Source organism: Microbacterium barkeri (genome assembly GCF_027921765.1).
In the GTDB taxonomy this organism is placed as follows: Bacteria; Actinomycetota; Actinomycetes; order Actinomycetales; family Microbacteriaceae; genus Microbacterium; species Microbacterium barkeri.
On record NZ_BSEJ01000006.1, the window covers coordinates 13,716 to 38,996 of the forward strand.

A 25,281-nucleotide genomic window follows, 5' to 3' on the forward strand; every position below is an offset into this window, starting at 1 on the left:
CCGTGTGGAGGAGGTCTTCGCCGGTTCAGTCACGCCTGCGAGGCGCCCGGCTACTTCATGCCCGCCAGGCGCACGCCGTTGACGATGTAGCGCTGGAAGATGAGCACGAGGATGATCGTCGGCAGCGCAGCGAGGGTCGAGCCCGCCATCAGCAGGCCCCACTCGTTGCCCCGTTCGGAGCGGAAGCCGGCGAGGTACTGCATGATCTGCTGAAGCCCGGGGTCCTGGATCGTCAGGATCGGCCACACGTACGCGTTCCAGTACGCCAGGTACGAGCCGACGCCGACCACCACGAACACGCCCTGCGACTGCGGGATGAAGATCGACCAGAAGATGCGCCACCGGCTGGCGCCGTCGATGAGCGCCGCCTCCTCGATCGCGATCGGGGTGTTCAGGTAGAACTGGCGGATGAAGAACATCTGCGCGGCGGCGGCCACGCCCGGGATGATCAGGACGGCCAGCGTGTTCAGCATCCCGAGGTTCGACACCACGACGAACGACGTCAGCAGGATGGCCATGCCGGGGATGAACATCGGCGTGATGCAGTAGATCCACCAGAACCGCTTGAACCGGAAGTCCAGGCGCGCGAACGCGTACGCGGCGAACGAGTTCACGGTGAGGCTCAGCAGCGTGAAGATGATCGCGCCGATGAAGGTGAGCACCATGGCCTGCACGAAGGCGGGGTCGCGCAGGATGTCGATGTAGTTCTGCCAGATCCAGATCTCGGGGAAGAACTGGAACGGCGTCTTCACGACCTCGTTCTTGCCCTTGAACCCCGAGATCAGCATCCAGGCGAGCGGCAGCATCGTGCTGATCACGATGAGCGCGGCGAGGAGGTAGGTGGCGACCCGGCGCCCGGTGGAAGTCTTCATGTGTCGTGGTTCCCTACGCGTCGATCGCCTTGTCGGAGCGGATCAGCCGGAAGATGAGGACGCTGATCGTGCCGAGGACGAAGAAGAGGATGAGTGCCGCGGTGAGCGAGAAGCTCGTCGCGTAGGGCGTCGGGTCCTTGAACGTGTTGAAGATGAACAGGTTCGGCGTCATCGTCGAGTTCGTGGGACCGCCGGCCGTCATCACCAGCGGCAGCTCGAACTGCTGCATGCCGGCGATGGTCGCTGTGACCAGCAGGTAGAGCAGCACGTTCTTCATGAGCGGGACCGTGATGAAGAAGGTCCGCTGGACGTAGTTCGCGCCCTCGAGTTGAGCGGCCTCGTAGTAGCTCTGCGGGATGTCGTACATGCCCGCGAGCATGATGAGCGTCGTGATTCCGAACGCGAGCCAGATGCCAGGAATCGAGATCGCCGGCAGCGCAAGGCTGGGGTCGGACAGGAACGCGTACGGCCCGAGCCCGACGAAGCTCAGCAGCCAGTTGATGATGCCGCCGTCCGCGCGGTACATGAAGATGAACACGATCGACGCGACCACGGCAGACACGACCGTGGGGATGTAGACGGTCGTCTTCAGGATCCCGGCGAGCCGGATGCCGCAGGTGCGGATGAAGCTCGCCATCAGGAACGCGATGATCATGATCGCGGGCACCGTATAGACGACATACATGGCGCCGATGCCGATCGAGCGCCAGAACTGCGGGTCTTCGAGCACGTACTGGTAGAACTGCAGCCCTACGAAGACCGGGTCCTCGTAGAAGCTGATCTCGAAGGTCGACAGATAGAAGGAGTACATCAGGGGCCACCACACGAAGATGCCCAGCAGGATCACCATCGGCGCGATCATCAGATACGCGGTCCGGTTGGCTATCAGGTGCGTGCTGATGCGCTCGCGTGTACGGCGACGGCGGCGCCCCGTGAGGGGCGGTTCGGGCTGCAACGCGACGTTCGCAGCGGTGCGCATGTGCGTCGTCGTCTGCGGCGACATCGTCATGGCGGTCTCCTTCGACTCGTGTGGGGTGTCAGGCGGGTGGGGCGGATGCCGCGGCATCCGCCCCACCGTCCGGTGTCAGCTTCCCGACCCGGCTCCCGCCAGCTTCTGCTTCTTGATGACGTCCTCGATCTCGGCCTGCGCCTCCTGGAAGGCCGCCGGGATGTCGCTGCCCTTCATCGCCTTCTCGATCGCCGTCGCGAACGCGAGGCTGACGTCCCACGGGTAGGCCGGCTCGGCCTTGGCGTAGGGAACGATCTGCTCGGTGATGGTGGCGAGGAACGGGCTCGCGCTGGCTTCCTCGGTCTCGGCGAGAGCCTCGGTGACCGAGACGCGCGCGGGGTACTTCGAGAAGCCGGTCGCGGTGAAGAAATCCACGAGGCGGTCCATGTCGTCGGCGAGCAGCCACTGCACGAACTCCGCGGCGCCCTCCTGTGCCTTCGACTTCGAGTCGACGGTCAGCGTCCAGCCGCCGAGCGTCGAGGTCGGCAGCGTGGTGTCGCCGTTGTGCGATGGGAACGGCGCCACACGCGTGTTCTCCCAGACGTTCGCCCAGTCGGGGTTGGACGAGATCTGACCAAGAGCCCACGAGCCGCACGCGCTCATCGCGACCTTGCCCTCGCCGAAGAACGAGCAGTCGGCGTACCCGTAGGTCGCCTCCTGCGGCATGAGCTTCTCCTGGTAGAGCGTCTGGTACAGCTCAGCGAGCTCTTCATATGCCGGGTCGATGGCGGATGCCTCGGACCAGTCGCCGCGCAGCGGCAGGTCGCCCGCGACGTTGTATTGCAGACCCCAGCTCGACCAGCCCAGGTCGTTGGCGGTCTGGGCGACGTTCATGCCGAGCACGCCGTCAGCGGTGAGGGTGCGGGCGTCCTCGACGAGCTCGTCCCACGAGGTCGGCGGCGCGTCGATGCCGGCCGCCTCGAGCAGATCGGCACGGTAGAAGAGCACAGTCGAAGGCTCGACGAGCAGCGGATAGCCGTACACGCCCTCGTCGACGGTCACGAACGGCGCGATGTTCTCGGCGATGTCGTCGAACGCGGACTCGTCCATGAGTGCGGTGAGGTCGGCGAGCTGACCGTTCGCCTGCATCGGCTTGATGCTGCCGTAGTTCGTGGTCTTGACGTCGGGCGCCTTGCCGGCCGCCTGCGCGGCCTTGAGCTTCTGGTCCCAGGTGTCAGCGGGTACGACGAGGTGCTCGATCTGGAAGTCATCGCTCTGCGCGTTGAACTCCTTGACCTGCTCCTTGAACCACGCCTGCTGGTAGTCCTCGAACTGCTGCTGCCAGAAGATCACCTTGGTCTTGCCGTCCTCCGTGGTCGGCGCACCGCCTCCGCCGGCGCAGCCGGCCAGGAGCGTGCCCGTCGCCGCCGCCGCGACGGCGGCGAGCATGAGCCTGCTGCTTCTCTTGTGCATTCGTCCCTCCTCAGGAACACGACTCTTCGGTGAGTCGGAGCTTGTTGGCCGGTCAGGGAGCCCGGTCTGACGCGCCCGTCGGCAGCCTCGCAGATCGTCGCTGATCGCGTCTCGGGCCAGGTTAGACGAAATCGATTTCATGTGCAACGGGCGTCGATCCCGACCCCCGGCCCGCCTCGGCGACCTGCGATCCAGACGGCCGTCGCGTGCCGCGCGACCGCGCGCGGGACAAGAGCACGGCACGCGAATCCGACTGCAGAGCGCAGTATCGTCTTCCACGAAATCGATTTCAGGTAGGCTTGCCGCGATACGCACGAGCCTCACGTGCTCTCGCGGGAAAGGACGACATGCACGACGATCTCAGCTTCGACCCGCGCGACCCCTACTTTCCGATAGATGGCGGTGGCGGCATCCGGTGGGCGGTGCAGGTCTTCACAACGCGCAACGGCTACGGCCTCGACGGCGTCGACCGCGGCACCGAGCCGGGAGTCTGGACGTTCCGCTACGCACAGCTGGGGCAGCAGCGCCGATTCGACGCCGGACAGACCACCGTCCGGATCGAACGTGACGACAACGGGTGGGTCTTCCACATCGAGGTGGCACACAGCGAACCCGTCAAGTCCGTGAAGCTCATCCTCCGGGGCCTGCCCGCCGACGATCTGGCACAGGGCTGGTGGAGTCCGACGACGCCGCGCGGGACGACGCAGCAGCCGCCCCTGCAATGGTCGTACCCGGGCCCGTCGTGGGCCACCCGCTGGGCGGCGGCCGGCGCGGTATCGCTGTCGATCCGCTCGCGCGTCGTGTCAGGGGCCGTGCTCCACGTCGCCTCACCGCCGTACGGCGAGGGCACGGAGGTGGAGGTCGTGCACGCCGTGCCGGCGTCCGAGTGGAGCTCGCGCGTGTCGGTCCCGCCGATCCGCCTCGCGATCGGGACGGATGCCGCGGCTGCCGAGCGAGACCTGGACGCGCATGTGCGGGCGACACGCGAATGCTTCGGCATCCCGTCCTGGCCCGACCGGCCAGACGTGCCCGACTGGGCGCGTGACCTCGACCTCGTCGTGACGCTGCACGGGCAGCACTGGACCGGTCACGTCTTCCACACGTTCGCCGACATGACGCGGCTCCTCACTGAGCTCGCCGACGACGTCGACCCGTCCCGAGTGCTCGTGTACGTGCCAGGGTGGGAGGGCCGGTACTACTTCGAGTACCCGAACTACGCCCCCGGAGAAGACCTCGGGGGCGAGGTGGGGTTCGCAGCGCTCGTGGAGAGCGCCCACGCGCTGGGCTACCGCGTGATGCCGATGTTCGGCGCGAACGGCGCGAGCGTCCTCCGCTATCCGGACTGGCAGGACGCCGCGATCCGCAACCCCAGCAACCGCTACCCGGTGCTGCTCAACGCGCCGGACTGGGACGGCGACCGCCATCCCGAGGGCGACCAGGTGTTCCTCAACCCGGGTGAGCCGCGCTTCCGCGCGCACCTCGTCGAGGCCGTGTCGCGCACGGTCGAACGCTACGGCGTCGACGCCGCGTTCTTCGACACCGCGTCGTTCTGGTTCGACGACCCCCGGAACCCGCTGTATGACGGCTATCGCGCGCTCACCGCGGAGCTGCGGACGCGGCATCCCGAACTCCTCCTCGTGTCAGAGGGATGGTGGGACGCCATGACCGCCCTCTTCCCGATGAGCCAGCAGTGGCTCGGCATCGAGCGCGACATCCGTGCGCCCGGCCTCGTCACGGAGGTCGCGCGGACGACCGCCCACCTCGCTGACGGAACGCCCGGGAGCGGAAGCACCGGCGTGCACGAGCAGGGTTTCCGCACCTACGCGCCCTCGGCTCGGATCAGCGGGCATCTTCCCGTCATCGCCTACGCGGGCGGCGATGGGTCCGCGCAGCGCGAGGCCGCACGGCGATTGCAGCAGTCGGACACGCCCTAGCCGCGTCGGGCGAACGCCTCCAGGCGCGCGGCGGCGAACGGCGTCGCGGCCTCGCGCGCGATCGCCGCGCGCTCCGCGGCGAGCGCGTCGGCATACGATCCGTCGAGATCGAGGAGCTCCTTCGTCGCGGACGGCGCGGTCGGACCCGCGCTCCGGATGGCCGAGAGCACGTCGGCGACGGATGCGTCGAGCTCCTCGGTGGTCGCCACCCGGGTGAGGAGCCCCCACTCGAGCGCCGTCGCGGCGTCGATCCGGCGGCCGGTGAGGAGGAGGTCGCGCGCACGCCGCTCGCCGATGGCGCGCGGCAGCAGTGCGGTCGCGCCGCAGTCGGGCACGAGGCCGATCGCGCCGTACGCCGGCGTGAACGTGGCCGTGTCGACGGCGATCGCGATGTCGGCGGCGAGCACGATGCCGATCCCGGCGCCCGCGACGATGCCGTTCACGCGTGCGACCACGGGCTGCCGCACCGCCCGCAGCGCCGTCATCGCGCGGTTGGCCGCCCCGACGAGGTCGAGCATGAAGGCGGAGCGGTCGTCGGCCGCGGCCATCGCCTGCACGTCTCCGCCCGCCGTGAACGCGCGGCCCGTGCCGGTGACCACGACGATCTCGGCGTCGGAGACGGCGGCGCGCTGCGCGGCGTCCGCGAGCGCCTCGGCGATCTCGATGTCGAGCACGTTGAGCCGCTCCGGCCGGTTCAGCGTGATCGTCGCGACGGCATCGGCGACCTCGAGCAGCACGGCGTCCATCGGCTTCCTCCCTCCCGCGTCCTCGGCGACGCGGCCCCGGCCATCCTGCCACGGACATCCGGCCCGCCCTTCCCGCCCGCGCGCTTCGCCGGTAGCGTCGAGCCAGGCAGACGACGGCGCCGCAGGCGCTCGGACGAGACAGAGCGGGGTGGGGCGATGGAGCTCGCTGGCGCATCGGCGGTGGTGACGGGAGGCGCGTCGGGGCTCGGTCTCGCGACCGCGCGGCGTCTCGCGCAGGCGGGGGCGCACGTCGTCGTCGTCGACCTTCCTGGCGCGCCCGGAGAGGCGGCGGCAGCCGCGATCGGCGGCACGTTCGCGCCGGCCGATGTCGTCGACGCCGCCCAGGTGGACACCGCCCTCGACGCCGCTGAGGCCCGCGGCCCCCTGCGCGCGCTTGTGCACTGCGCCGGGCGCATCACGCCCGTCCGGCTGGTCGAGCGCGACGGCTCACCCGGATCGCTCGAGGCGTTCGAGCAGGTCGTGCGCGTGAACCTCGTGGGCACGTTCAACGTGCTCCGCCTCGCGGCCGCGCGGATGGCCCGCAACGAGCCGCAGGACGGCGAGCGCGGCGTGTGCGTGCTCACGGCGTCGGTCGCGGCGTTCGAGGGGCAGATCGGCCAGATCCCCTACACGGCGTCGAAGGCGGGCGTCGCCGGCATGACCCTCGTCGCCGCGCGCGATCTCGCGTCGAAGCTCATCCGCGTCGCGACCATCGCCCCCGGCACGTTCGACACGCCCATGCTCGCGTCGCTGCCCGACGAGGTGCGCGCGTCGCTCGCCGCCGCTGTGCCGCACCCGGCGCGCCTCGGGCGCCCCGAGGAGTTCGCGGCGCTCGCGGCGCACATCGTCGAGAACGCCATGATCAACGGCGAGACGATCCGCCTCGACGGCGCGATCCGCATGCCCCCGCGGTGATCGCGGCCCCCGCGCCCGGTCGCCCCGCGCCGTGGCACCCTGGAGACATCCGCTTCACGACCACGGAGGCCTGCCGATGACCGTCATCCACCCCGTCCGCACGTACCGCAGCGAGGAGCCGCTCCCCCGCGAGCAGCAGCTGGCCTGGCGGATCGCCGAGGTCGCCGCGGACCCCGTGGAGGTCGAGGACGACGTCGTCGACATGGTGATCAACCGCGTGATCGACAACGCCGCGGTCGCTGCCGCATCGCTCACGCGCGGCCCCGTCGTCGCGGCCCGCGCCCAGGCGCTCGACCACCCGGTCTCGCGCGGCGGAGCGGGCGCGACCGTGTTCGGGTGCGCGCTCGACGAGCACACGAGCCCCGAGTGGGCGGCGTGGGCGAACGGCGTCGCGGTGCGCGAGCTCGACTACCACGACACGTTCCTCGCGGCCGAGTACTCGCACCCCGGCGACAACATCCCGCCGCTCGTCGCGGTCGCCCAGCATGTCGGCGCGGACGGCCGCGCTCTCGTCCGCGGGATCGCGACCGGCTACGAGATCCAGATGGACCTCGTGCGCGCGATCAGCCTCCACAAGCACAAGATCGACCACGTCGCGCACCTCGGGCCGTCGGCCGCCGCGGGCATCGGGACGCTGCTCGGCCTCGCGCCAGAGGTCGTCTTCCAGGCCGTGTCGCAGGCGCTCCACACGACGACCGCCACGCGGCAGTCCCGCAAGGGCGAGATCTCGACGTGGAAGGCGCATGCGCCCGCCTTCGCCGGGAAGATGGCCGTCGAGGCGGTCGACCGCGCCATGCGCGGGCAGACCTCGCCCTCCCCCATCTACGAGGGCGAGGACGGCGTGATCGCATGGCTCCTCGACGGACCAGAGGGCCGCTACGAGGTGCCCCTGCCCGCTCCCGGGGAGCCGAAGCGCGCCATCCTCGACTCGTACACGAAGGAGCACTCGGCCGAGTACCAGGCGCAGGCGTGGATCGACCTCGCGCGACGCCTCGGCTCCGCGCGCCCCGAGCTGCGCGATCCCGAGAACATCCGCTCGATCGTACTGCACACGTCGCACCACACGCACGTCGTCATCGGCTCGGGCTCGGGCGACCCGCAGAAGTACGACCCGACGGCGTCGCGCGAGACGCTCGACCACTCGATCCCCTACATCTTCGCGGTCGCGCTGCAGGACGGCGGGTGGCACCACGTCGACTCGTATGCGCCCGAGCGAGCCGCGCGCGGCGACACCGTCGCGCTCTGGCGCAAGATCACCACGACCGAGGACCCGGAGTGGACCCGCCGCTACCACTCCGAGGATCCCGACGAGAAGGCGTTCGGCGGGCGGGTCGAGATCGTCCTCGCGGACGGCACGACCGTCGTCGACGAGATCGCTGTCGCCGACGCGCACCCGCTCGGAGCACGTCCGTTCGCGCGCGCGGACTACGTCCGCAAGTTCCGCACGCTCGCCGAGCCCGTGCTCGACGACATCGAGATCGAGCGGTTCCTCGATCTCGCGCAGCGCCTGCCCGAGCTGACTCCCGCCGAGGTCGCCCAGCTCACGATCGTCGCGCGCGCGGGCGTGCTCGAGGCCGTCGCCCTGCCGAAGGGACTCTTCTGATGCTGTACGCGCAGACGCCGGCGCACGAGAAGCGCCGCCTGCTCCGCGAGCGGCTCGCGTCGGGCGAGCTGCTCCGCTTGCCCGGCGCCTTCAACCCGCTCTCCGCGCGTCTCATCGAGCGCAAGGGGTTCGACGGCGTGTACATCTCGGGCGCCGTGCTGTCGGCCGATCTCGGGCTGCCCGACATCGGGCTCACGACGCTGACCGAGGTCGCGCAGCGCGCGGGGCAGATCGCGCGGATGACCGAGCTGCCCGCGATCGTCGACGCCGACACGGGCTTCGGCGAGCCGATGAACGTCGCGCGCACCGTCCAGACCCTCGAGGACGCGGGCGTCGCGGGCCTCCACATCGAGGACCAGGTGAACCCCAAGCGGTGCGGCCACCTCGACGGCAAGGAGGTCGTCGACGTCTCGACCGCGACGCAGCGCATCCGAGCCGCCGCCGACGCCCGCCGCGACGGGAACCTCCTCATCATGGCGCGCACCGACATCCGCGCGATCGCCGGCCTCGACGCCGCGATCGACCGCGCGAAGGCCCTCGTCGACGCGGGTGCGGACGCGATCTTCCCCGAGGCGATGAAGGACCTCCGCGAGTTCGAGGCGGTCGCGTCGGCCCTCGACGTGCCGGTGCTCGCGAACATGACCGAGTTCGGCAAGAGCGACCTGTTCACCGTCGACCAGCTGCGCGACGCGGGCGTGCGGATGGTCATCTGGCCCGTCTCGCTGCTGCGGATGGCCATGGGCGCGGCCGAGCGCGCCCTCGACACCCTGAACGCGGACGGCAGCCTCGACGCCCAGGTCGGCGCGATGCAGCACCGCGCCGACCTCTACGAGCTCATCGACTACTCCGGATACAGCCGGTTCGACGCCGGCGTCTACGACTTCACGATCGAGAAGTGACAGGAGCGCGAACATGACGGACATCAAGAAGGGGCTCGTGGGCGTCGTCGTCGACGAGACGGCCGTGTCGAAGGTCGACCCCGAGACGAACAGCCTGCTCTACCGCGGCTACCCCGTGCAGGAGCTCGCCGCGACGCAGCCGTTCGAGGCGGTCGCCCATCTGCTGTGGCACGGCGAGCTGCCGACCGACGATGAGCTCGCGACCCTGCGGGCCGAGGAGCGGCGCCATCGCGCGCTCGCGCCCGAGGTCAAGGCCGTCATCGACCTCGTCCCGACGGCCGCGCACCCCATGGACGAGGTCCGCACCGCGGTGAGCGCGCTCGGCGCCGCCGAGCTCGGCGGACTGAGCGCCGTGGCCTCGGGCGGCACGGCCGAGCAGAACCTCGACCGCAGCCTGCGCCTCTTCGCGGCCCTCCCCGCGATCGTCGCGTACGGCCAGCGCCGCCGCCGCGGGCTCGAGGCCATCCCTCCGCGCGACGACCTTGACTACGCGGCGAACCTCCTCTGGATGACCTTCGGCGAGGAGCCGCACCCCGTCGTCGTCGACGCGTTCAACCGCTCGATGATCCTGTACGCCGAGCACTCCTTCAACGCCTCGACGTTCACCGCGCGCGTCGTGACGTCGACGCTCAGTGACCTGTACTCCGCGGTCACGGCGGCGATCGGCGCGCTCAAGGGCCCGCTGCACGGCGGCGCGAACGAGGCCGTGCTCGACATCTTCGACGAGATCGGCGAGGCGTCGAACGTCGTGCCGTGGCTCGACGACGCGCTCGCGCAGAAGCGCAAGATCATGGGCTTCGGGCACCGCGTGTACAAGCGCGGCGACTCGCGCGTTCCGACCATGCGCGCCGCGCTCGAGTCGCTCGTCGCGCACTACGACCGGCCCGAGGTGCTCGAGCTCTACACGGCGCTCGAGACCGAGTTCGTGAACCGCAAGGGCATCTACCCGAACCTCGACTACCCGTCGGGCCCGGCGTACAGCCTCATCGGCTTCGACACGCTGACCTTCACGCCGCTCTTCGTCGCGGCGCGCGTGACGGGGTGGACCGCGCACATCATGGAGCAGGCCGCGTCGAACGCGCTCATCCGCCCGCTCTCGGCGTACACCGGCCCCGCCCAGCGCCGGGTGCCCGGCTACGAGCCCGACGAGATCGACCGCGAGATCGCCGAGCGCGCGGAGGAGTCGGCCTGACACCGGCCGACGCCAGGACGAGGAGGTCCGGATGTCCGAGAGGGTCGCGATCGTGTCGGGAGCGCGCACGCCCGTCGGGTCGTTCGCGGGAGCGTTCCGCGACACCGACGCGCATCTGCTCGGCGCCGCCGCGGTGAGCGAGGCGCTGCGCCGCGCCGCCGTCGACGGCGCGGAGGTCGGCGAGGTCGTGATGGGCTGCGTGGCGCAGTACGGAGCCGACGCCTACAACGCGCGCCGCGTCGCGCTCGCGGCCGGGCTCGCCCCGAGCGTGCGCGCCTTCACCGTGAACCGGCTCTGCGGCTCGGGCCTGCAGGCGATCTGGTCGGGCGCGCAGGAGCTCCTCTGGGGCGACGTCGACGTCGTCGTCGCGGGCGGCGACGAGAGCATGTCGCGCACGCCCTTCCTCGTCGACGACGCCCGCGGCAACGCGCGCTTCGGCGACCGCGCCCTGCGCGACGGGACCCTCGCGATCCTCACCGACCCGTTCAGCGGCCGCCACATGGGCACGACGGCCGAGACCGTCGCCGAGCGGTACGGCGTGTCCCGGGCCGAGCAGGACGCGTTCGCGCTCGAGAGCCAGCGGCGAGCCGCGAGCGACGCCGCGCGCGCGGCCTTCGCGGAGGAGATCGTGCCCGTGACGACGGCCGGGCGCACGCCGGTCGAGGTGTCGCAGGACGAGCATCCGCGCCCCGACACGACCCTCGAGGCGCTCTCGCGCCTGCGGCCCGCCTTCCAGGAGGGCGGCACGGTCACGGCCGGCAACGCGTCAGGGATCAACGACGGCGCGGCCGCGACCGTGCTCCTGCGCGCATCGGATGTCCGCGCGCGCGGGCTCGACGCGCTCGCGACGATCGAGGCGGTCGCGACCGCGGGCATCGAGCCCGGTCTCATGGGGTACGCGCCCGTCATCGCGCTGGCCCGCCTGTTCGAGCGGACGGGACTCGCGCCGCAGGACGTCGACGTCTTCGAGGTGAACGAGGCGTTCGCCGCGCAGGCCGTCGCGGTCATCCGCGACGCCGGCCTCGACCCCGCCCGGACGAACCCCTACGGCGGCGCGATCGCCCTGGGCCATCCTGTCGGCGCGACCGGAGCCATCCTCGCGGTGCGCGCGGCTCTCGATCTGCGACGCCGCGACCTCGAGTTCGCGGTCGTCACGCTCTGCATCGGCGGCGGCCAGGCGATCGCCGCGCTGCTGCGCCGCTGGCACAGATGAGCGGCAAGCGCTTTCCTGCACGGGATCGCGGCGCGGAGGGGCTCGTCATCTTGCGGAAAATCTAAAGAACGGCGTTTTCTTTGCGAGATTTCTTCTCCCGCACCCCTTGCGGGAGGCGCATTCTGGACTCGACGCGGCACCGACCGCCCCCAGATCGCCGACAGAAGGAGAACATCATGAACGCTCCGGCCCTCGAGTACGACACCGACGCCTTCGACTTCGCCGCGGTTCCGGCGTGGTTCGACCGCCACCCGTCGCAGGCGGAGGGCGAGGACGACTGATCCTCCCCCGCACCTCCCGCGACGACGCGCGGCAGCGCCCCCTCCATCGACGGAGGGGGCGCTGCGCTGTCAAGGCCTTCCGAACGGGCGCGCCGCGCGGGAGACTGGCCTCATCCGAAGAGAGAGGTGCGACATGAGCACGTTCCCCGACCAGCCCTCACGTCCCTCGGACCCCGAGCACCGTCACCCCTCCCAGGCCGAGGGCGAGGACCCCGACGAGATCGAGTCGTCGAGCGATCCGATCGAGTTCGGGCATCCCTCGCAGGCCGAGGGCGAGGACGACTGAGCGCGGAGCTCAGATCGCGGCGATCGTCCAGGACGCCACCTCGACGGGCGCTCCCGGCTCGAGGAGGACGAGGTCCGTGCCCGAGTTGAAGGCGTCGGGCGGGCACGTCATCGGCTCGACCGCGAGACCGGCGCGGTGCCCCGCGCCGCGGCCGGGCAGGTCGGCGGTGTGGATCTGCACCCACGGGCAGCGCTCGTCCCAGGACATCCGCACCCCCGAGCCGTCGCCATCCGTCAGCGAGACGACGGCCAGCGCCCCCTGCCGCGCGAGGCCCGTGTAGGCGTGGTCGATCTCGACGGCGCCGATGCGGCGCGCGTCGCGGAAGTCGAAGCGCTCGGCATCGTCGGTCACGGGGGCGAGCCCGGTCGGCGACAGGCGGTCCTCCGTGACGTTCAGCACGGTGTCGGCCGGGAGGGAGAGCGTCCAGTCGTCGACTGTGCCGGCGCCGCCGACGAGGTACGGGTGCGGGCCCGTGCCGAACGGGGCGCGCGCAGCGCTCTCGTTGACCGCCGAGACGGTCTGCGTGAGACCGAAGTCGGGGTCGAGCGCGTAGGTCGTGGTGACCGTGACGCGCCACGGGTACGCCTCCTGCGGCTCGATCGTCGCGGCGAGCGTCACGTGGGCGCCGCTCTCCTCGACGATGCGGAAGCCAGCCCAGGAGAGGAGCCCGTGCAACGCGTGGCCCCGCGACGGCTCCGTGAGGGCGAGCTGGTACTCGACGCCGTCGAAGCGGTAGCGCCCGTCGACCACGCGGTTCGGCCACGGCGCGAGCGTCGTGCCGCGATACGCCGGACGCACCTCGTCCGCGCGGAACGGCACGACGAGGTCGCGCCCCTCGAAGGTCAGCGCGCGGAGCGTGGCCCCCACGCTCGCGACGGCGGCCTCATATCCGCCCGCTCGCAGGATGTGCTGAGTGCCCGAGACATCGGCGTGCGTGGTCATTTCGCTCCCTCATCGGATGTGCGCGCTCACATTTGCGCGATCGCCAGTATCCCGCGTCCGAGGCGCGCACGCGAACCCGACGTGCGGAGCCGCCCTCAGCGGCGCGCGAGCTCGCGCTCGGCCGGCGTGCGCGCACCCGGTGCGAGGAAGATCGCGACCGCGACGAGCGCGAGCACCACGATGAGCGCGGCGCGCAGCCCGAAGTGCTCGCCGAGCAGGCCGAGCACGGGCGGTCCGACGAGGAACGCGACGTAGCCGATCGTCGCCGCGAACGAGACGCGCGCGGCCGTGTCCTCGCCCGAGTCGCCCGCGACCGAGAGCGCGAGCGGGAAGCCCAGCGACGTGCCGAGGCCCCACAGCACGACGGCGGCCGCGGCGGCCGCCTGGCTGTCGACGAAGATGACGACCGCGAGGCCGATCGCCCCGAGCAGCGCGCTCGCGGCGAGCACCGTCGGGCGCCCGAAGCGGTCGACGAAGCGCCCGCCGGCGAAGCGGCCGACGGTCATCGAGACCGCGAAGATCGCATAGACACCCGACCCGAGCGCCGCATCGACGCCGTGCCCCTCGACCATGAGGATCGGCAGCCAGTCGCCCGCTGTCCCCTCCGCCATCGCGAGGGCGAGGATGATGCCGCTCACGAGGAGGAGGCCGGGGTCCCGCCAGACCGCGGCGCGCGGGGCGCGTCGCCCGCGCTCGCGCGGCGTCGCGCGGCGGCCGATGCCGCTCGGGACATTGCGGATGGCCGCGGCGAGCACGACCGCGATGAGCGCGGCGACGACAGCGAGATGCACGGCGACGGGGAACGCCGCGGCCGTGAGCAGCATGCCCGCGACCGCCCCGACGACCGTGCCGAGGCTGAAGAAGCCGTGCATGAGCGGCATGACGGAGCGGCCGATCGCCTGCTCGACCTCGGCACCCTCGACGTTCAGCGCCACCTCGGCGCCGCCCATCCCGAGCCCGAACAGACCGAGCCCGACCGCGACGAGCGGCGCGATCCCGAGGGCTGCGCCGAGCCCCACGACCGCCACGCCGGTCGCGCTCGAGAGCGTCCCGACGGCGATCACGGGGCGCGTCCCGAACCGGGCGACGAGCGCGCCCGAGGACAGGATGCCGATCATCGATCCGACCGAGAGCCCGAAGAGGATGAATCCCATCTCGTCGATACGCGCGCCGAGCAGCCGCTGCACGTCGGGCGTCCGCGTCACCCAGGACGAGATGCCGATGCCGGGGAGGAGGAACATCACGAAGAGCGCGTTCCGGCGCTGACGGATGGCAGGGGTCACTTGTACGATGGTACACACTCAGCCGCGGGAGGGGCCGGGTCCACGGACATGAGAGATTGGTCGGCATGAGCGGCAGCCGCAGGCAGGTTCCGAACGATCCCGACCGCCGGTCGCGCATCCTCGAGGCCGCCCTCGACGTCATCGCCGAGGTCGGGGTGCACAAGACCACGCATCGGCGCATCGCGGCGCGCGCCGAGGTGCCGCTCGGGTCGCTCACGTACTACTTCTCGAGCCTCGAGGACATCCTCGAGCAGGCGTTCGAGAGCCTGTCCGTCGAGATGTCGGCGCGGTACCGGCGCAGCCTCGAGGAGGCAGCCGGCCCCGCCGAGGCGGAGGCCGCCGTCGTCGACCTCATCTGCGGCGCGGAGTACGCGGTGCCGCGCGAGATGATCCTGCTCTTCGAGATGTACGCGTACGGCAACCACAACGCCGCCGTCGCCGAGCTCGCGCGCACCTGGCTCCTGCGCAGCCGCGACAGCCTCACCCTCCACTTCTCGCCCGACGTCGCGCGCGCCCTCGACGCGCTCGTCGAGGGCTGGCCCATGCACCGCACGTTCGAGCACCGCCCGCTCGACCGCTCGCTCGTGGCCGCCACCGTGCACGCGGTCGTCGTCGGACTCCAGGCGCGCGAGGGCTGAGCGCCCGCATCCGCGAGGATGGAGGGATGAGCACCCGAAGGATCCCCGCGGCCTCACGCGCCGTCGGCAGCGGCGACGGCGGTCTGAAGCGCGAGCTGCGCAGCCGCCACATCCAGATGATCGCGCTGGGCGGGGCGATCGGGACGGGGCTCTTCTACGGCTCATCCGACGCGATCGGCGTGGCGGGGCCATCCGTCCTCCTGGCGTACCTCGTCGTGGGCGCCGTGATCTTCCTCATCATCCGCGCGCTCGGGGAGATGTCGGTCGACGAGCCGGTCTCGGGCGCCTTCAGCCACTACGCGCACCGCAACTGGAGCCCGCGCGCGGGCTTCGTGTCGGGCTGGAACTACTGGTTCAACTACATCGCGGTCGCGATGGTCGAGCTCTCGGTCGTCGGATCGTTCGTCAACTACTGGCTGCCGGCCGTGCCGACGTGGGTCTCGGCGGCGATCGTGCTCGTGCTCATCACGGGCGTGAACCTCATCGGCGTGCGCGCGTTCGGCGAGTTCGAGTTCTGGTTCGCGATCATCAAGGTCGCCGCCGTGATCGCGATGATCGTCCTCGGCGTCGTCGTCGTGGTGCTCGGGATCAACAGCAGCCCCGACCTGCCGACGCCGAGCTTCGCTCATCTCGTCGATGACGGAGGCTTCTTCCCCCTCGGCGTGGGCGGCACCATCGCCTCCCTCGCGATCGTCGCGTTCTCGTTCGGCGGCGCCGAGCTCGTCGCCGTGACCGCGGGCGAGGCGGCGGACCCGGAGCGCACGATCCCGAAGGCCGTGAACCAGGTCGTCCTGCGGATCCTCATCTTCTACATCGGCGCTCTCGCGGTCATCATGTCGGTCGTGCCGTGGTCGCTCCTCGACGGGGAGACGAGCCCGTTCGTGCAGATCTTCGACCGCGTGGGCATCCCGGGCGCCGCGCACATCCTCAACCTCGTCGTGCTCACGGCGGTCGTGTCGGTCTACAACTCGGGTCTCTACTCGAATGGGCGCATGCTCTACTCGCTCGCGCAGCGGGGCAGCGCGCCCGCGTATCTCGGCCGGCTCTCCCGCCGGGGCGCGCCCGTCGCCGGAGTGCTCACCTCGTCGGCCGTCACCGTGATCGCGGTCGTCGTCGTGTTCCTGTGGCCGGAGTTCGCGTTCCAGTACCTGCTGTCGATCGCGCTCATCGCCGCGATCATCAACTGGGGCATGATCGTCATCACCCAGATGAGGTTCCGCCGGCGGATCGGGCCGGATGCCGCGGCCGCGCTGGCCTTCCCGCTTCCGTTCGCGCGGGTCGCGCCGTGGATCGTCCTGGCCTTCCTCGCGGGCGTCGTCGTGCTCATGGCGTTCTCGCCGCAGTACCGCACGGCGGTCGTCATCGGGCCGGTCTGGATCGGCGTCCTGCTCGCCGCGTACGAGATCCGCGCGCGCCGGGCGAAGCGCGCCGACGCCGCCTAACCCGCCCCGGGCGGATCCGCAACCCCCTCCCGTCCTCCCCGGGGGCTCTGCCTATCGTCGCCCCATGCTCACCGTGGACATCCCCGACGACGACCGACTTCTCGACCTCCTCGCGCATCGTCACCCCGCGAGCGCGACCATCGCCCTGGAGTCGTCCCCGGTTCCGGCGGATCATGAGCGCGTGCGGATCGCGCTGCGCGATGCGATCGATCAGGTCGCCGATCGTCTCGCGCAGCGTGGGATCCCGACCGAGGAGCAGCGCGCCGTGGTCCGCCGCCTCCGGGAGACGCTGGACGACGATGGGTTCTGGGAGCACCAGTCCCGCTCCCTCCTCCTGCTCGCCTCACCGGATCGGCGCGAGGCGTTCCGGCTGCCGTTCCCCGTGCAGGATCAGGTCCGTGTCGGCTCGCGCTTCGCGATCCGCGCGCTCCTGCGCACGCGCGACCACCATCCGTGCGCCTTCGTGCTGCAGCTGTCGAAGCATCGCGCGCGCCTGACCGAGCTCCAGGCCGACGGTTCGCTCGTCGAGCACCCGCTCGAGCTCCCCGACGATCTCGACCTCGTGTTCGCGCGCGCCGACAACGACGGACAGCTCGACCGCGACCGCGCTCGCGGAGCCGACGGAGATCAGAACGAGCGCGAGCGCTTCTGTCGCACCGTGCAGGACGAGGTGGTCCGCATCGTCCCGCGCGGCGTGCCGCTCATCCTCTCGATCTCCGACGATCTGGCAACCGCGTACCGCGCGCAGAACACGCACGATGCGCTGCTCGAGACCGCGATCCCCGCGCATCCCGATTCGCTCGACGATCGTCGGCTCGGCGACGAGGCTCGCGCCATCCTCGCGGATCGCCGCCGGGCTGCGACCGAGCAGTGGAAGGAGCGCTTCGGCGAGCTGCGCTCGCAGGGCCTCGCGACGTCGCGCCTCGAGGAAGTCGCGGCCGCCGCAGCGGCGGCGGCGATCGCGGAGCTGCGATTCGACCGCGCGGCCGATCTGCCCGGGAAGCTCGACGAGTTCGGCCGCGTCGTGGAGGACGGCGAGGATGCGGCCCTCATCGAGGACGTCATCGCGCGCGTCCTCGCATCGGGCGGCGAAGTCCGCGCTGTCCGACGCGAGGATCTTACCGACGGCGCCCCGCTCGCCGCCGTCCTGCGGTTCGCCGTGCCGACGCCGCGATAGGGGGCTCTGGCGCCCATAGTGTGGGGGCGTGCTCACGATCGGCGTCGACCTCGCAGCGGAGGCCCAGCGGACGGCCGCGGCCGGGATCGAGTGGACGGATGGCTCCGCTCGGCTCACGAGCCTCGCCGTCGGAATCGACGACGTGCAGATCGTCGCCCTCGCACAGGGGGCGGACGTCGTCGCGATCGACTGCGCATTCGGCTGGCCGGCCGAGTTCGTCGCCTTCGTCTCCGCGCACGAGCGCGGTGAGATGTCGCCGCGATCGCTCTCCGGGAGGGACTGGCGCCGTCGGCTCGCCTATCGTCACACCGATCGGGCGGTGCGGGAGGTGACCGGGCGGTGGCCGCTGAGCGTCTCGACGGACCGACTCGGGATGACCGCCATGCACTGCGCGGAGCTGCTCGCCGCCTTCGAGGCGGCAGGCGAGCGCATCGACCGCTCGGGCGCGGGAAGGCTGGTCGAGGTCTACCCCGCCGCGGCCCTGCGACTCTGGGGTGTGCAGACAGCCGGCTACAAGACCCAGCCGGACGCGCGGATGCGGGCCGCGGAGTCGCTCCTCGGCCTCACCCCGTGGCTCGACGTCGACGACGGTCAGCGCGATCTGCTCGGCCGTTCCGACGATGCGCTCGACGCGCTCGCGGCCGCGCTCAACGCGCGCGCCCATGCACTCGGGCACACCCTCCCCGTACCGGACGAGCTGCGCCCCGCGGCTCAGACCGAGGGATGGATCGCACTCCCGACCGCGCCGCTCGACTCGCTGACGAGCAGGTCGAACTCGTCCGCCTCGATCTCGGCGACCCATTCGTCGTAGAGCAACTGCTGCCAGGCCTCATCGAACGGAGGCGCGTCCGGCAGCACATCGGGGATCGGCACGTCGACCTCGAGGTCAGCATCGATCTCGACCTCGTCCTCGACCTCGTCCGACGGCCACTCCCCCGGCGGCGCGGCGCCGGATCTCGCCCTCGGCTCCGGGAGGGACTCGAACCGTACCTGGGGTCTCGGGCGATCGACCGAGGTCCGCCCGATCGGGCTGACCCACTCGAGCACCCCGGGGCTGATCTGGCGGACGGTCCACGGTGAGTGGTGCTTGTCGAGATGACAGCCCTCGCACAGGCACTCCAGATTGCCCACGCACGTCTCCCCGCCGCGCAGATACGGGATCGTATGGTCGAGATCCGCCGTCGCGGCTCGGTTCTCGCACCCCGGGCCACGGCACGTTTCGTCCCGCGCGAGGAGGAACCGGCGCTGCGCCGCGGTGGGGGCGTATCGGTCCACCGTGAGGAGGGCTCCGGTGTCAGGACGCAGGAACACCCGGTCCCACCCCGCCGCGTGTCCGGCCAGGCGCCGCGCCGTCTCGGGGTCGACCGGGCCGTGCCCGGCGACGAAGGCGGCCTCGTCGTCGAGCCCCACCAGCGTCTCGACGGGGATGACGATCTGCACGTTCGCCTGGATCGCCTCGAGCGCGCCGCCCTCACGGAGCGCGTGCGCGGACGGCCGGCCCGTCAGCGCCAGGTCCATCCACAGGTCCGCCTCGATCTGCGACTGCGTGCGCGGGTCGACCTCCGCTGCCGCCTCCGGCCCGCCTTCCGCTTCCGCCGCCTTCCGCGCGCGGCGGTTCTCGGCGACGATCGCTCGGGCCATGCTCCGGATGCGGTCCCGCGCCGCGTGGACCTCGGCTGTGGAGGTGATCAGCTCGAATCTGCTCACGCCGTCTTCGAGGTCATCCACGCGGACCCGTCGACGCGCGCGTGCGGCGGCATGCCGGTCGGCGATCGGCGTCGGGCACAGCCGCTCGGCGAATTCGACCGCGAACGCCCACAGCTGGCCAGGCGAGGCGTTCTCGGCGAACCCGATCGCCGCCTCCTCGTACTCCCGGTCGAGCTCTGCGGGCAACCGCTCCCCCGCCCGCCGGATCACGTCGACGTGCCGCACGGTGATCCGGCCCTCAGCCAGCGCCTGAATAGTCGCGGGGTACCGCTCGACCAGCACCTCCGCGTCTGCGAGCTTCGACATCATCCGCGACTTCGACTCGTGCAGCACGCCCGCGGTCTCGCTCGCCATCGAGCGGAACGGGAAGTCGTACGACGAGGGTCCGCCCGCGCGCTCCCGCTGCACCCGAGCGATCCGTGCGGCCTCGGCAAGTGCCTCGATCTCCATCGCATCGGCCTGGGCGCGCAGTCGCCGCGAGGTCTCCAGGCGCCCGCACAGCGCGCGGGTCGAAGCGATCTCGTCGTCCGCGAACTCCCACGGAACGCTCGAGAACCCGCTCGGCGACGTCGTCTTCGACATGCCTCCAGAGTACCGACCGCCTCGGACATTCCGCCGAAGAATCTCGAGCTGTGGATAACTCACGTGCGGACATCCGTTCGCATCGGTTCGCGATTCCGAGGCGGCCCCTTGCGCGCCGACACGGCCCGCCGGTAGGGTCGCAAGGCTGTGCCGACCGGCACACGCAGCGAGTCGAGAGGTCGACGCGATGAGCCCGCAGCGGGAGCTTCGCCAGGCGGTCCTGGGCAGCAAGCCCCAGAACCGCTCTTCGTCGACCCCTCCGGCGCCGGCCGTGTAGCAGCACCCGCTCGCATCACGCCCCGCACCGCACAGGTCCGGGGCGTCTCCTTTCCGTCACGCGGAGGAGGTCCGCGGACCAGGACCCGCGGATCGAAGGAAAGGAATCATGGAGAGGCTCTCGGAACGCCTGCTGTCGTGGGCGAGCCTGATCGACGAGCAGACGGTCGAGCAGGCGCGCACGTCCTCGCGCATGCCGTTCATCCACCCCCACGTGGCGCTCACGCCGGACGCGCATCTCGGGCTCGGCGCGACCGTCGGATCGGTCATCCCGACACGCGGCGCGATCATGCCGGCCGCGGTCGGCGTCGACATCGGCTGCGGGATGATCGCAGTGCGCACGCCGTTCACGCGCGCGGATCTTGTCTCGCGCGATCTGCGCGAGCTCCGCGAGCAGATCGAGCGCGCCATCCCGCTCTCGGCAGGGCACGACAACCGCAAGGTCGTCGCGACCGCCGAGCCGCGCGTGGCCGAGCTCGAGCAGCTCGCCGCCGAGGCGGGCTTCGATCCCGCGAAGCGGGCGAGGAGATGGCGGCTGCAGCTCGGATCGCTCGGCAGCGGCAACCACTTCATCGAGGTCTCGGTCGACGAGACGGATGCCGTGTGGATGTTCCTGCACTCCGGCTCACGCGGGGTCGGCAACCGGATCGCGCAGCATCACATCGCCGTCGCCAAGGGCCTGGCCCGGCGCGACGAGCTCGACCTGCCGCACATCGACCTGGCGTACCTCGTCGAGGGAACGGACGAGTTCGACCGCTATATCAGGGAGCTGCGGTGGGCGCAGCGGTTCGCGCTGCTCAACCGCGAGGAGATGATGGACCGCGTCGCGCACCAGCTCGGCCGCTTCCTCGACGCCGAGGTCGACGAGCTCGAGCGCATCAACTGCCACCACAACTTCACGGAGTCGGAGATGCACTTCGGCGAGCGCGTCTGGGGGTCCCGCAAGGGAGCGATCCTGGCGGACGCCGGTCGCCCCGGGCTCATCCCGGGATCCATGGGGACCGCGTCGTACGTCGTCGAAGGCAGGGGAACGCCCTCGCGCTGAACTCCTCGCCGCACGGCGCCGGCCGCGAGTACTCGCGGTCGGCTGCGCGCCGCACGTTCACGCGCGAGCAGCTGCGCGAGGCGATGGCCGACATCGAGTACCGCGACACCGAGGCGTTCATCGACGAGATCCCGCAGGCGTACAAGCCGATCGATCGGGTGATGGCCGACGCGGCCGATCTCGTCTCGGTGCGGCACACGCTGCGCCAGCTCGTGAACGTGAAGGGCGACTGAGGCGAGGGCGGGGCCGCGGCCCCGCCCTCGCTACGCCGACTCGCGCAGGACGAGACGATGCGGGACGACGCGGAAGCGATCGACGTCGGCGTCGCCGTCGCGGAGTGCGACGGCGAGCTCGAGGGTGTGCCGCGCGACCTCGTCGAAGTCGACGGCCAGCGTCGTGAGGGTCGGCGCGACGAGGGTCCCGATCGTGAGACCGTCGACCCCCGCCACGCGGATGTCGCGCGGCACGTCGAGGCCCGCATGGCGGCAGGCCGACAGCGCGCCGAGCGCCATCAGGTCGTTGAACGCCAGAAGCGCGTCGGGAGGCGCTGCCCGCCGCACGACCTGGGCGGTGACGGCGGACGCGTGCTCGGCGCTCGACGACGCCGCGTGCACGACCTCGGCCTCCACGCCGTGCTCGCGGAATGCCGCCGCCATCGCCGCGCCGCGCGCGCTGGGCTCGCGCGGCGCCGAGGCATCGAGCACGACGGGGCACCGCACGCCCATCGCCACGAGGTGCGCGACGAGATCGCCGATCGCGGCGACGGGGTCGAGCCGCACGCCCGCGTGCTCGGTGGTCTCGCCCGCATCCAGCTGGATGAGCGGCGTCGTCGCGAGGCCGCTCCCCCACCCGGCCGACCACTCCCCGAGATAGCCGACGACGACATCCGCCTGCTCGCGCAGCGACGCGAGGAGGCGATCCGCGTCGCTCGCGAGACCGATATCGACGAGCATGACGTTCCATCCCTCGTCCGCCGCGAGCCGCACGACGGCCGCCGCGAGCTCGGGAGAGTACGGGTTGCGCAGGTCGTTCACGACGAGACCCAGCTGCCGCGCGCCGCCTGTCACAAGGCCTCGGCCGAAGCGCGACGGCCGGTATGACAGCTCGCGCGCAGCCTCCATGACCCGCCGCTTGGTCTCGGCGCTGATGCCGCTCATGTCGTTCATGGCGCGCGTCACGGTCTGCCGCGAGACGCCGGCGGCAGCGGCCACGTCGAGGATCGTCGCGCGTCGGCGCCCGGCGGCGGACGACCCCGCGGGCGCGGGGTCGTCCGCTCCCGTCAGCTGCGAAGGTCCAGCCATGCCACCTCTTCGGCCGTGAGCTCGATGGACAGGCCCCGCATCGACGACCGGGCCTCCTCGATCGTACGCGGGCCGAAGAGGGGGAACGTCGGGAAGGGCTGCGCGAGCACGTACGCGAGCGCGATGGCGGTGGCGGGCACGCCCCGGTCGGCGCCCAGCTGCTCGGCGCGACGCAGCCGCTCGAAGTTCTCGTCGCTGTAGTAGCAGCGCACGAGCTCGGGGTCGCTGAGGTCGTCGGGCCGCGCGCGCCCCGTGAAGAACCCGCGGGCCTGCGACGACCACGGCAGCAGCGGGATGCCGCGCTCGGCGAGCCAGCGCTTGGATGCGGCGTCGGTCGCGTGCACGCAGCCCTCCCACGGGACGTCGAGCGCCTCGGCGAGCCCGAAGTGGTTGCTCACCACGGTGAAGCCCTGGCGCCCGTTCGCGCGCGCGTAGGCGTTCGCCTCGTCGATGCGCGCGGGGGTCCAGTTCGAGCCGCCGTACACGCGGATGCGCCCGGCGCGGAAGTGCTCGTCCAGCACGTCGACGAACTCGCCCACCGGCACGTCGGGATTGTCGCGGTGCAGCATGTAGATGTCGGCGTAGTCCGTGCCCTGCCGCTCGAGGCTCTCGAGCAGCTGACGAGACACCGACTCGGGGTCGCAGTGCGGCGTGTGGCCGCCCTTCGTGATGACGACGACGTCCTCGCGCACCCCGCGGTTCGCGATCCACCGGCCCAGACGCCCCTCCAGCGCGCCGTCGCCGTAGATGTACGCCGTGTCGAACGCGTTGCCTCCCTGCGCGAAGTAGTGGTCGAACATCGCCGACGCGTGGGCGAGGTCGGGCTGGTTGTCGACGCCCATGACGAGGCGCGAGACGCGCTTGCCGACGCCCGGGATCTCGCCGTACCGCATCGCCGCGTCCGAGACGACGAGCGGGCGCACGGGCGGGATGTCGGCGGTCTCCGCCTCGAAGGGGTAGCGCAGGCGGATGGCCGCACGCCAGCGGTCGAGGGTGCGCGCGGTCGCGAGGGTCTCGGCCGACGTCATCTCGGCCGCCTCGAGAGCGCCGTCGCGCAGGGCAGCGAGCGTCGCCTGCGCCTCGAGCGCGTAGGCCGGCGCCGCGTCGATCTCGATGACGCGCTCGCCCTCGTCGACGGTCGTGAGCTCGATCGTCGTCGCGCCCGTGGGCACCCAGGGCTCCGGGATGCGGATGCGCCCCTTCTCGCCGAGGATCGTGACGTCGTTCGGCGCGGTGGCCCGGACGCCGGCCGAGAGCGTCGCGGTGATGCCGCCGCGATAGGTCGCGCGCGCGACCGTCCACTCGTCGACCCCCGTGGGGCCGACGACGCCCGTCGCCGAGAGGTCGACCGGCTCCGACGCGTGCGCGCCCTCGGCCGCATCGACGATCGCGGAGACCATCGTCGCGGGGTAGCCGCCGACGTCGAGGATGCCGCCGCCGGCCACCGCCGGATCGAAGAGACGGCCCCCGCGCTGCGGGACGCGGAACGCGAACGACGCGTCGACGTGCACGACCCGGCCGATCGCGCCCTCCCGGACGAGGTCGAGCACCGCGCGGGTCTGCGGGTGGAACCGGTACATGTACGCCTCGACGAGCGGCACGCCGGCCTCGCGGGCCGCGTCGACGAGGGCCATCGTCGTGCCGTGGTTCACCGAGAGCGGCTTCTCGCACAGCACGGCCTTCCCCGCGTCGATCGCGGCGACGACGAGCGCCGGGTGCGCGGTGTGCACGGCGGAGACGTAGACCGCGGCGACGCGCGGGTCGGCGAGCGCCTCCTCGTACGTGCCCGCGGTCACATCCGTCGCCCCGCGCTCCTCCGCCTCGTCGGCGAACGCGCGGGCACGGCCGCTGTCGGAGCTGCCGACGGCGACGAGGCCGCCGCCGTTCTCGGAGAGCTCGCCGAGGAACCGTCGCGCGATCTGCCCGGGGCCGAGCACCGCCCATCCGCCCGTGGTCGGTCGCGTCGAGGGGTCTGCGGAAGCCAGCTGAGGAGAGGTCACCATCGTCCTTTCGATCGAAGGCCGTGAACGTTCACGGCGTGCACCACGATAGGCGCACCGCGCGGTGAGGTCAAGAGTTCCGTGAACGCTCACGGCGTGTTCCACCGAATTCAGTATTCAGTGTTGCCAAGTACCGGTACTCAGTGTTACCGTCTAGTGGTAGTCAGCAACACAGAGTAGAGGAGGTGAGCGATGGGCAATCAGATGACCGAGATGCTCAAGGGCACGCTCGAGGGCATCGTGCTCGCGCTCCTGGCCGGGCAGCCCGCGTACGGGTACGAGATCACGGCGCGGCTGCGCGAGCAGGGGTTCACGGACCTCGTCGAGGGCACCGTCTACGCCCTGCTCGTCCGGATCGAGCAGAAGGGGTTCGTCGACGTCGAGAAGGTCCCGTCGGAGAAGGGCCCGCCGCGCAAGGTGTACTCGCTCAACCCGCAGGGGCGCGAGCAGCTTGCCGAGTTCTGGAGGACGTGGAGCTTCCTCGCAGAGCGCATCGAACAGCTCCACGACGACAAGGAGAGGTGA

Annotated in this window: 21 protein-coding genes and 1 pseudogene; 13 read left to right on the top strand and 9 right to left on the bottom strand. The window is 71.3% G+C overall.

Annotation, left to right across the window (positions count from 1 at the left end):
• Positions 1-50: 50 nt before the first annotated feature.
• From PKE79_RS07550 to PKE79_RS07560, 3 genes are all read right to left on the bottom strand, one after another.
• A complete protein-coding gene (locus tag PKE79_RS07550; RefSeq protein ID WP_271173075.1) occupies positions 51-872 on the bottom strand; it encodes a carbohydrate ABC transporter permease in 822 nt (273 codons plus the stop codon).
• A 13-nt stretch (positions 873-885) separates the two neighbouring features.
• The gene (locus tag PKE79_RS07555; protein ID WP_271173076.1) at positions 886-1,881 is read right to left on the bottom strand and encodes a carbohydrate ABC transporter permease; all 996 of its coding nucleotides are present in this window, start codon (positions 1,879-1,881) and stop codon (positions 886-888) included.
• A 75-nt stretch (positions 1,882-1,956) separates the two neighbouring features.
• Complete coding sequence (locus tag PKE79_RS07560) at positions 1,957-3,294, bottom strand: ABC transporter substrate-binding protein (RefSeq protein ID WP_271173077.1); 1,338 nt, start codon at positions 3,292-3,294, stop codon at positions 1,957-1,959.
• 347 nt (positions 3,295-3,641) lie between these two features.
• Between PKE79_RS07560 and PKE79_RS07565 the strand changes: the two genes are divergently transcribed.
• Positions 3,642-5,228, top strand: a complete 1,587-nt coding sequence (locus PKE79_RS07565) for an alpha-amylase family protein (protein ID WP_271173078.1) — start codon at positions 3,642-3,644, stop codon at positions 5,226-5,228.
• On the opposite strand, the gene PKE79_RS07570 is transcribed toward PKE79_RS07565, so the two are convergent.
• A complete protein-coding gene (locus tag PKE79_RS07570) occupies positions 5,225-5,974 on the bottom strand; it encodes an enoyl-CoA hydratase/isomerase family protein (protein ID WP_271173079.1) in 750 nt (249 codons plus the stop codon). The genes PKE79_RS07565 and PKE79_RS07570 overlap by 4 nt on opposite strands.
• Before the next feature lie 156 nt (positions 5,975-6,130).
• On the opposite strand from PKE79_RS07570, the gene PKE79_RS07575 reads away from it, so the two are divergent.
• The 6 genes from PKE79_RS07575 to PKE79_RS07600 all read left to right on the top strand — a co-directional run bounded on the left by PKE79_RS07575 (position 6,131) and on the right by PKE79_RS07600 (position 12,363).
• The gene (locus PKE79_RS07575) at positions 6,131-6,889 is read left to right on the top strand and encodes an SDR family NAD(P)-dependent oxidoreductase (protein ID WP_271173080.1); all 759 of its coding nucleotides are present in this window, start codon (positions 6,131-6,133) and stop codon (positions 6,887-6,889) included.
• A 76-nt stretch (positions 6,890-6,965) separates the two neighbouring features.
• Positions 6,966-8,492 carry an MmgE/PrpD family protein gene (locus PKE79_RS07580; RefSeq protein WP_271173081.1) on the top strand — a complete coding sequence of 509 codons (1,527 nt, stop codon included), beginning with the start codon at positions 6,966-6,968 and terminating at the stop codon, positions 8,490-8,492.
• The gene (prpB, locus tag PKE79_RS07585; RefSeq protein WP_271173082.1) at positions 8,492-9,391 is read left to right on the top strand and encodes a methylisocitrate lyase; all 900 of its coding nucleotides are present in this window, start codon (positions 8,492-8,494) and stop codon (positions 9,389-9,391) included. The genes PKE79_RS07580 and prpB overlap by 1 nt, the downstream gene beginning before the upstream one ends.
• Positions 9,392-9,404: 13 nt before the next feature.
• Positions 9,405-10,583 carry a bifunctional 2-methylcitrate synthase/citrate synthase gene (locus PKE79_RS07590; RefSeq protein WP_271173083.1) on the top strand — a complete coding sequence of 393 codons (1,179 nt, stop codon included), beginning with the start codon at positions 9,405-9,407 and terminating at the stop codon, positions 10,581-10,583.
• Between the two features lie 31 nt (positions 10,584-10,614).
• Positions 10,615-11,796, top strand: a complete 1,182-nt coding sequence (locus PKE79_RS07595; RefSeq protein WP_271173084.1) for a thiolase family protein — start codon at positions 10,615-10,617, stop codon at positions 11,794-11,796.
• A 414-nt stretch (positions 11,797-12,210) separates the two neighbouring features.
• The gene (locus PKE79_RS07600) at positions 12,211-12,363 is read left to right on the top strand and encodes a hypothetical protein (protein ID WP_271173085.1); all 153 of its coding nucleotides are present in this window, start codon (positions 12,211-12,213) and stop codon (positions 12,361-12,363) included.
• Between the two features lie 9 nt (positions 12,364-12,372).
• On the opposite strand, the gene PKE79_RS07605 is transcribed toward PKE79_RS07600, so the two are convergent.
• Positions 12,373-13,305: an aldose 1-epimerase family protein gene (locus PKE79_RS07605; protein ID WP_271173086.1), complete on the bottom strand. Its 933-nt coding sequence runs from the start codon at positions 13,303-13,305 to the stop codon at positions 12,373-12,375.
• A 95-nt stretch (positions 13,306-13,400) separates the two neighbouring features.
• Positions 13,401-14,588 (bottom strand): MFS transporter, encoded by a 1,188-nt coding sequence (locus tag PKE79_RS07610; RefSeq protein WP_271173087.1) that lies wholly within the window; start codon positions 14,586-14,588, stop codon positions 13,401-13,403.
• A gap of 65 nt (positions 14,589-14,653) precedes the next feature.
• Here PKE79_RS07610 and PKE79_RS07615 point away from each other — a divergent pair, with 65 nt between their 5' ends.
• The 4 genes from PKE79_RS07615 (at position 14,654) to PKE79_RS07630 (ending at position 18,656) form a co-directional block, all read left to right on the top strand.
• On the top strand, positions 14,654-15,226 hold the full coding sequence (locus PKE79_RS07615) for a TetR/AcrR family transcriptional regulator (RefSeq protein WP_271173088.1): 573 nt from the start codon (positions 14,654-14,656) through the stop codon (positions 15,224-15,226).
• Positions 15,227-15,252: 26 nt separating this feature from the next.
• The gene (locus tag PKE79_RS07620) at positions 15,253-16,668 is read left to right on the top strand and encodes an amino acid permease (RefSeq protein WP_271173089.1); all 1,416 of its coding nucleotides are present in this window, start codon (positions 15,253-15,255) and stop codon (positions 16,666-16,668) included.
• A gap of 64 nt (positions 16,669-16,732) precedes the next feature.
• Positions 16,733-17,845 (top strand): baeRF11 domain-containing protein, encoded by a 1,113-nt coding sequence (locus PKE79_RS07625; RefSeq protein ID WP_271173090.1) that lies wholly within the window; start codon positions 16,733-16,735, stop codon positions 17,843-17,845.
• 28 nt (positions 17,846-17,873) lie between these two features.
• Entirely contained in the window at positions 17,874-18,656 is a 783-nt protein-coding gene (locus tag PKE79_RS07630; RefSeq protein ID WP_271173091.1) for a DUF429 domain-containing protein, read from the top strand.
• On the opposite strand, the gene PKE79_RS07635 is transcribed toward PKE79_RS07630, so the two are convergent.
• Positions 18,557-20,134 carry an HNH endonuclease signature motif containing protein gene (locus PKE79_RS07635; protein WP_271173092.1) on the bottom strand — a complete coding sequence of 526 codons (1,578 nt, stop codon included), beginning with the start codon at positions 20,132-20,134 and terminating at the stop codon, positions 18,557-18,559. The two genes, PKE79_RS07630 and PKE79_RS07635, sit on opposite strands and share 100 nt — an antisense overlap.
• A 385-nt stretch (positions 20,135-20,519) precedes the next feature.
• Between PKE79_RS07635 and PKE79_RS07640 the strand changes: the two are divergent.
• A pseudogene (locus tag PKE79_RS07640) lies at positions 20,520-21,688 on the top strand (RtcB family protein).
• Positions 21,689-21,718: 30 nt separating this feature from the next.
• Here the strand turns inward: PKE79_RS07640 and PKE79_RS07645 are convergent.
• Positions 21,719-22,756, bottom strand: a complete 1,038-nt coding sequence (locus tag PKE79_RS07645; protein WP_271173093.1) for a LacI family DNA-binding transcriptional regulator — start codon at positions 22,754-22,756, stop codon at positions 21,719-21,721.
• Positions 22,735-24,756, bottom strand: coding sequence for an aldo/keto reductase (locus tag PKE79_RS07650; RefSeq protein WP_271173094.1), 2,022 nt, complete (start codon positions 24,754-24,756; stop codon positions 22,735-22,737). Before PKE79_RS07650 ends, PKE79_RS07645 begins: the two co-directional genes overlap by 22 nt.
• Before the next feature lie 192 nt (positions 24,757-24,948).
• Between PKE79_RS07650 and PKE79_RS07655 the strand changes: the two genes are divergently transcribed.
• Positions 24,949-25,281, top strand: coding sequence for a PadR family transcriptional regulator (locus PKE79_RS07655; protein ID WP_271173095.1), 333 nt, complete (start codon positions 24,949-24,951; stop codon positions 25,279-25,281).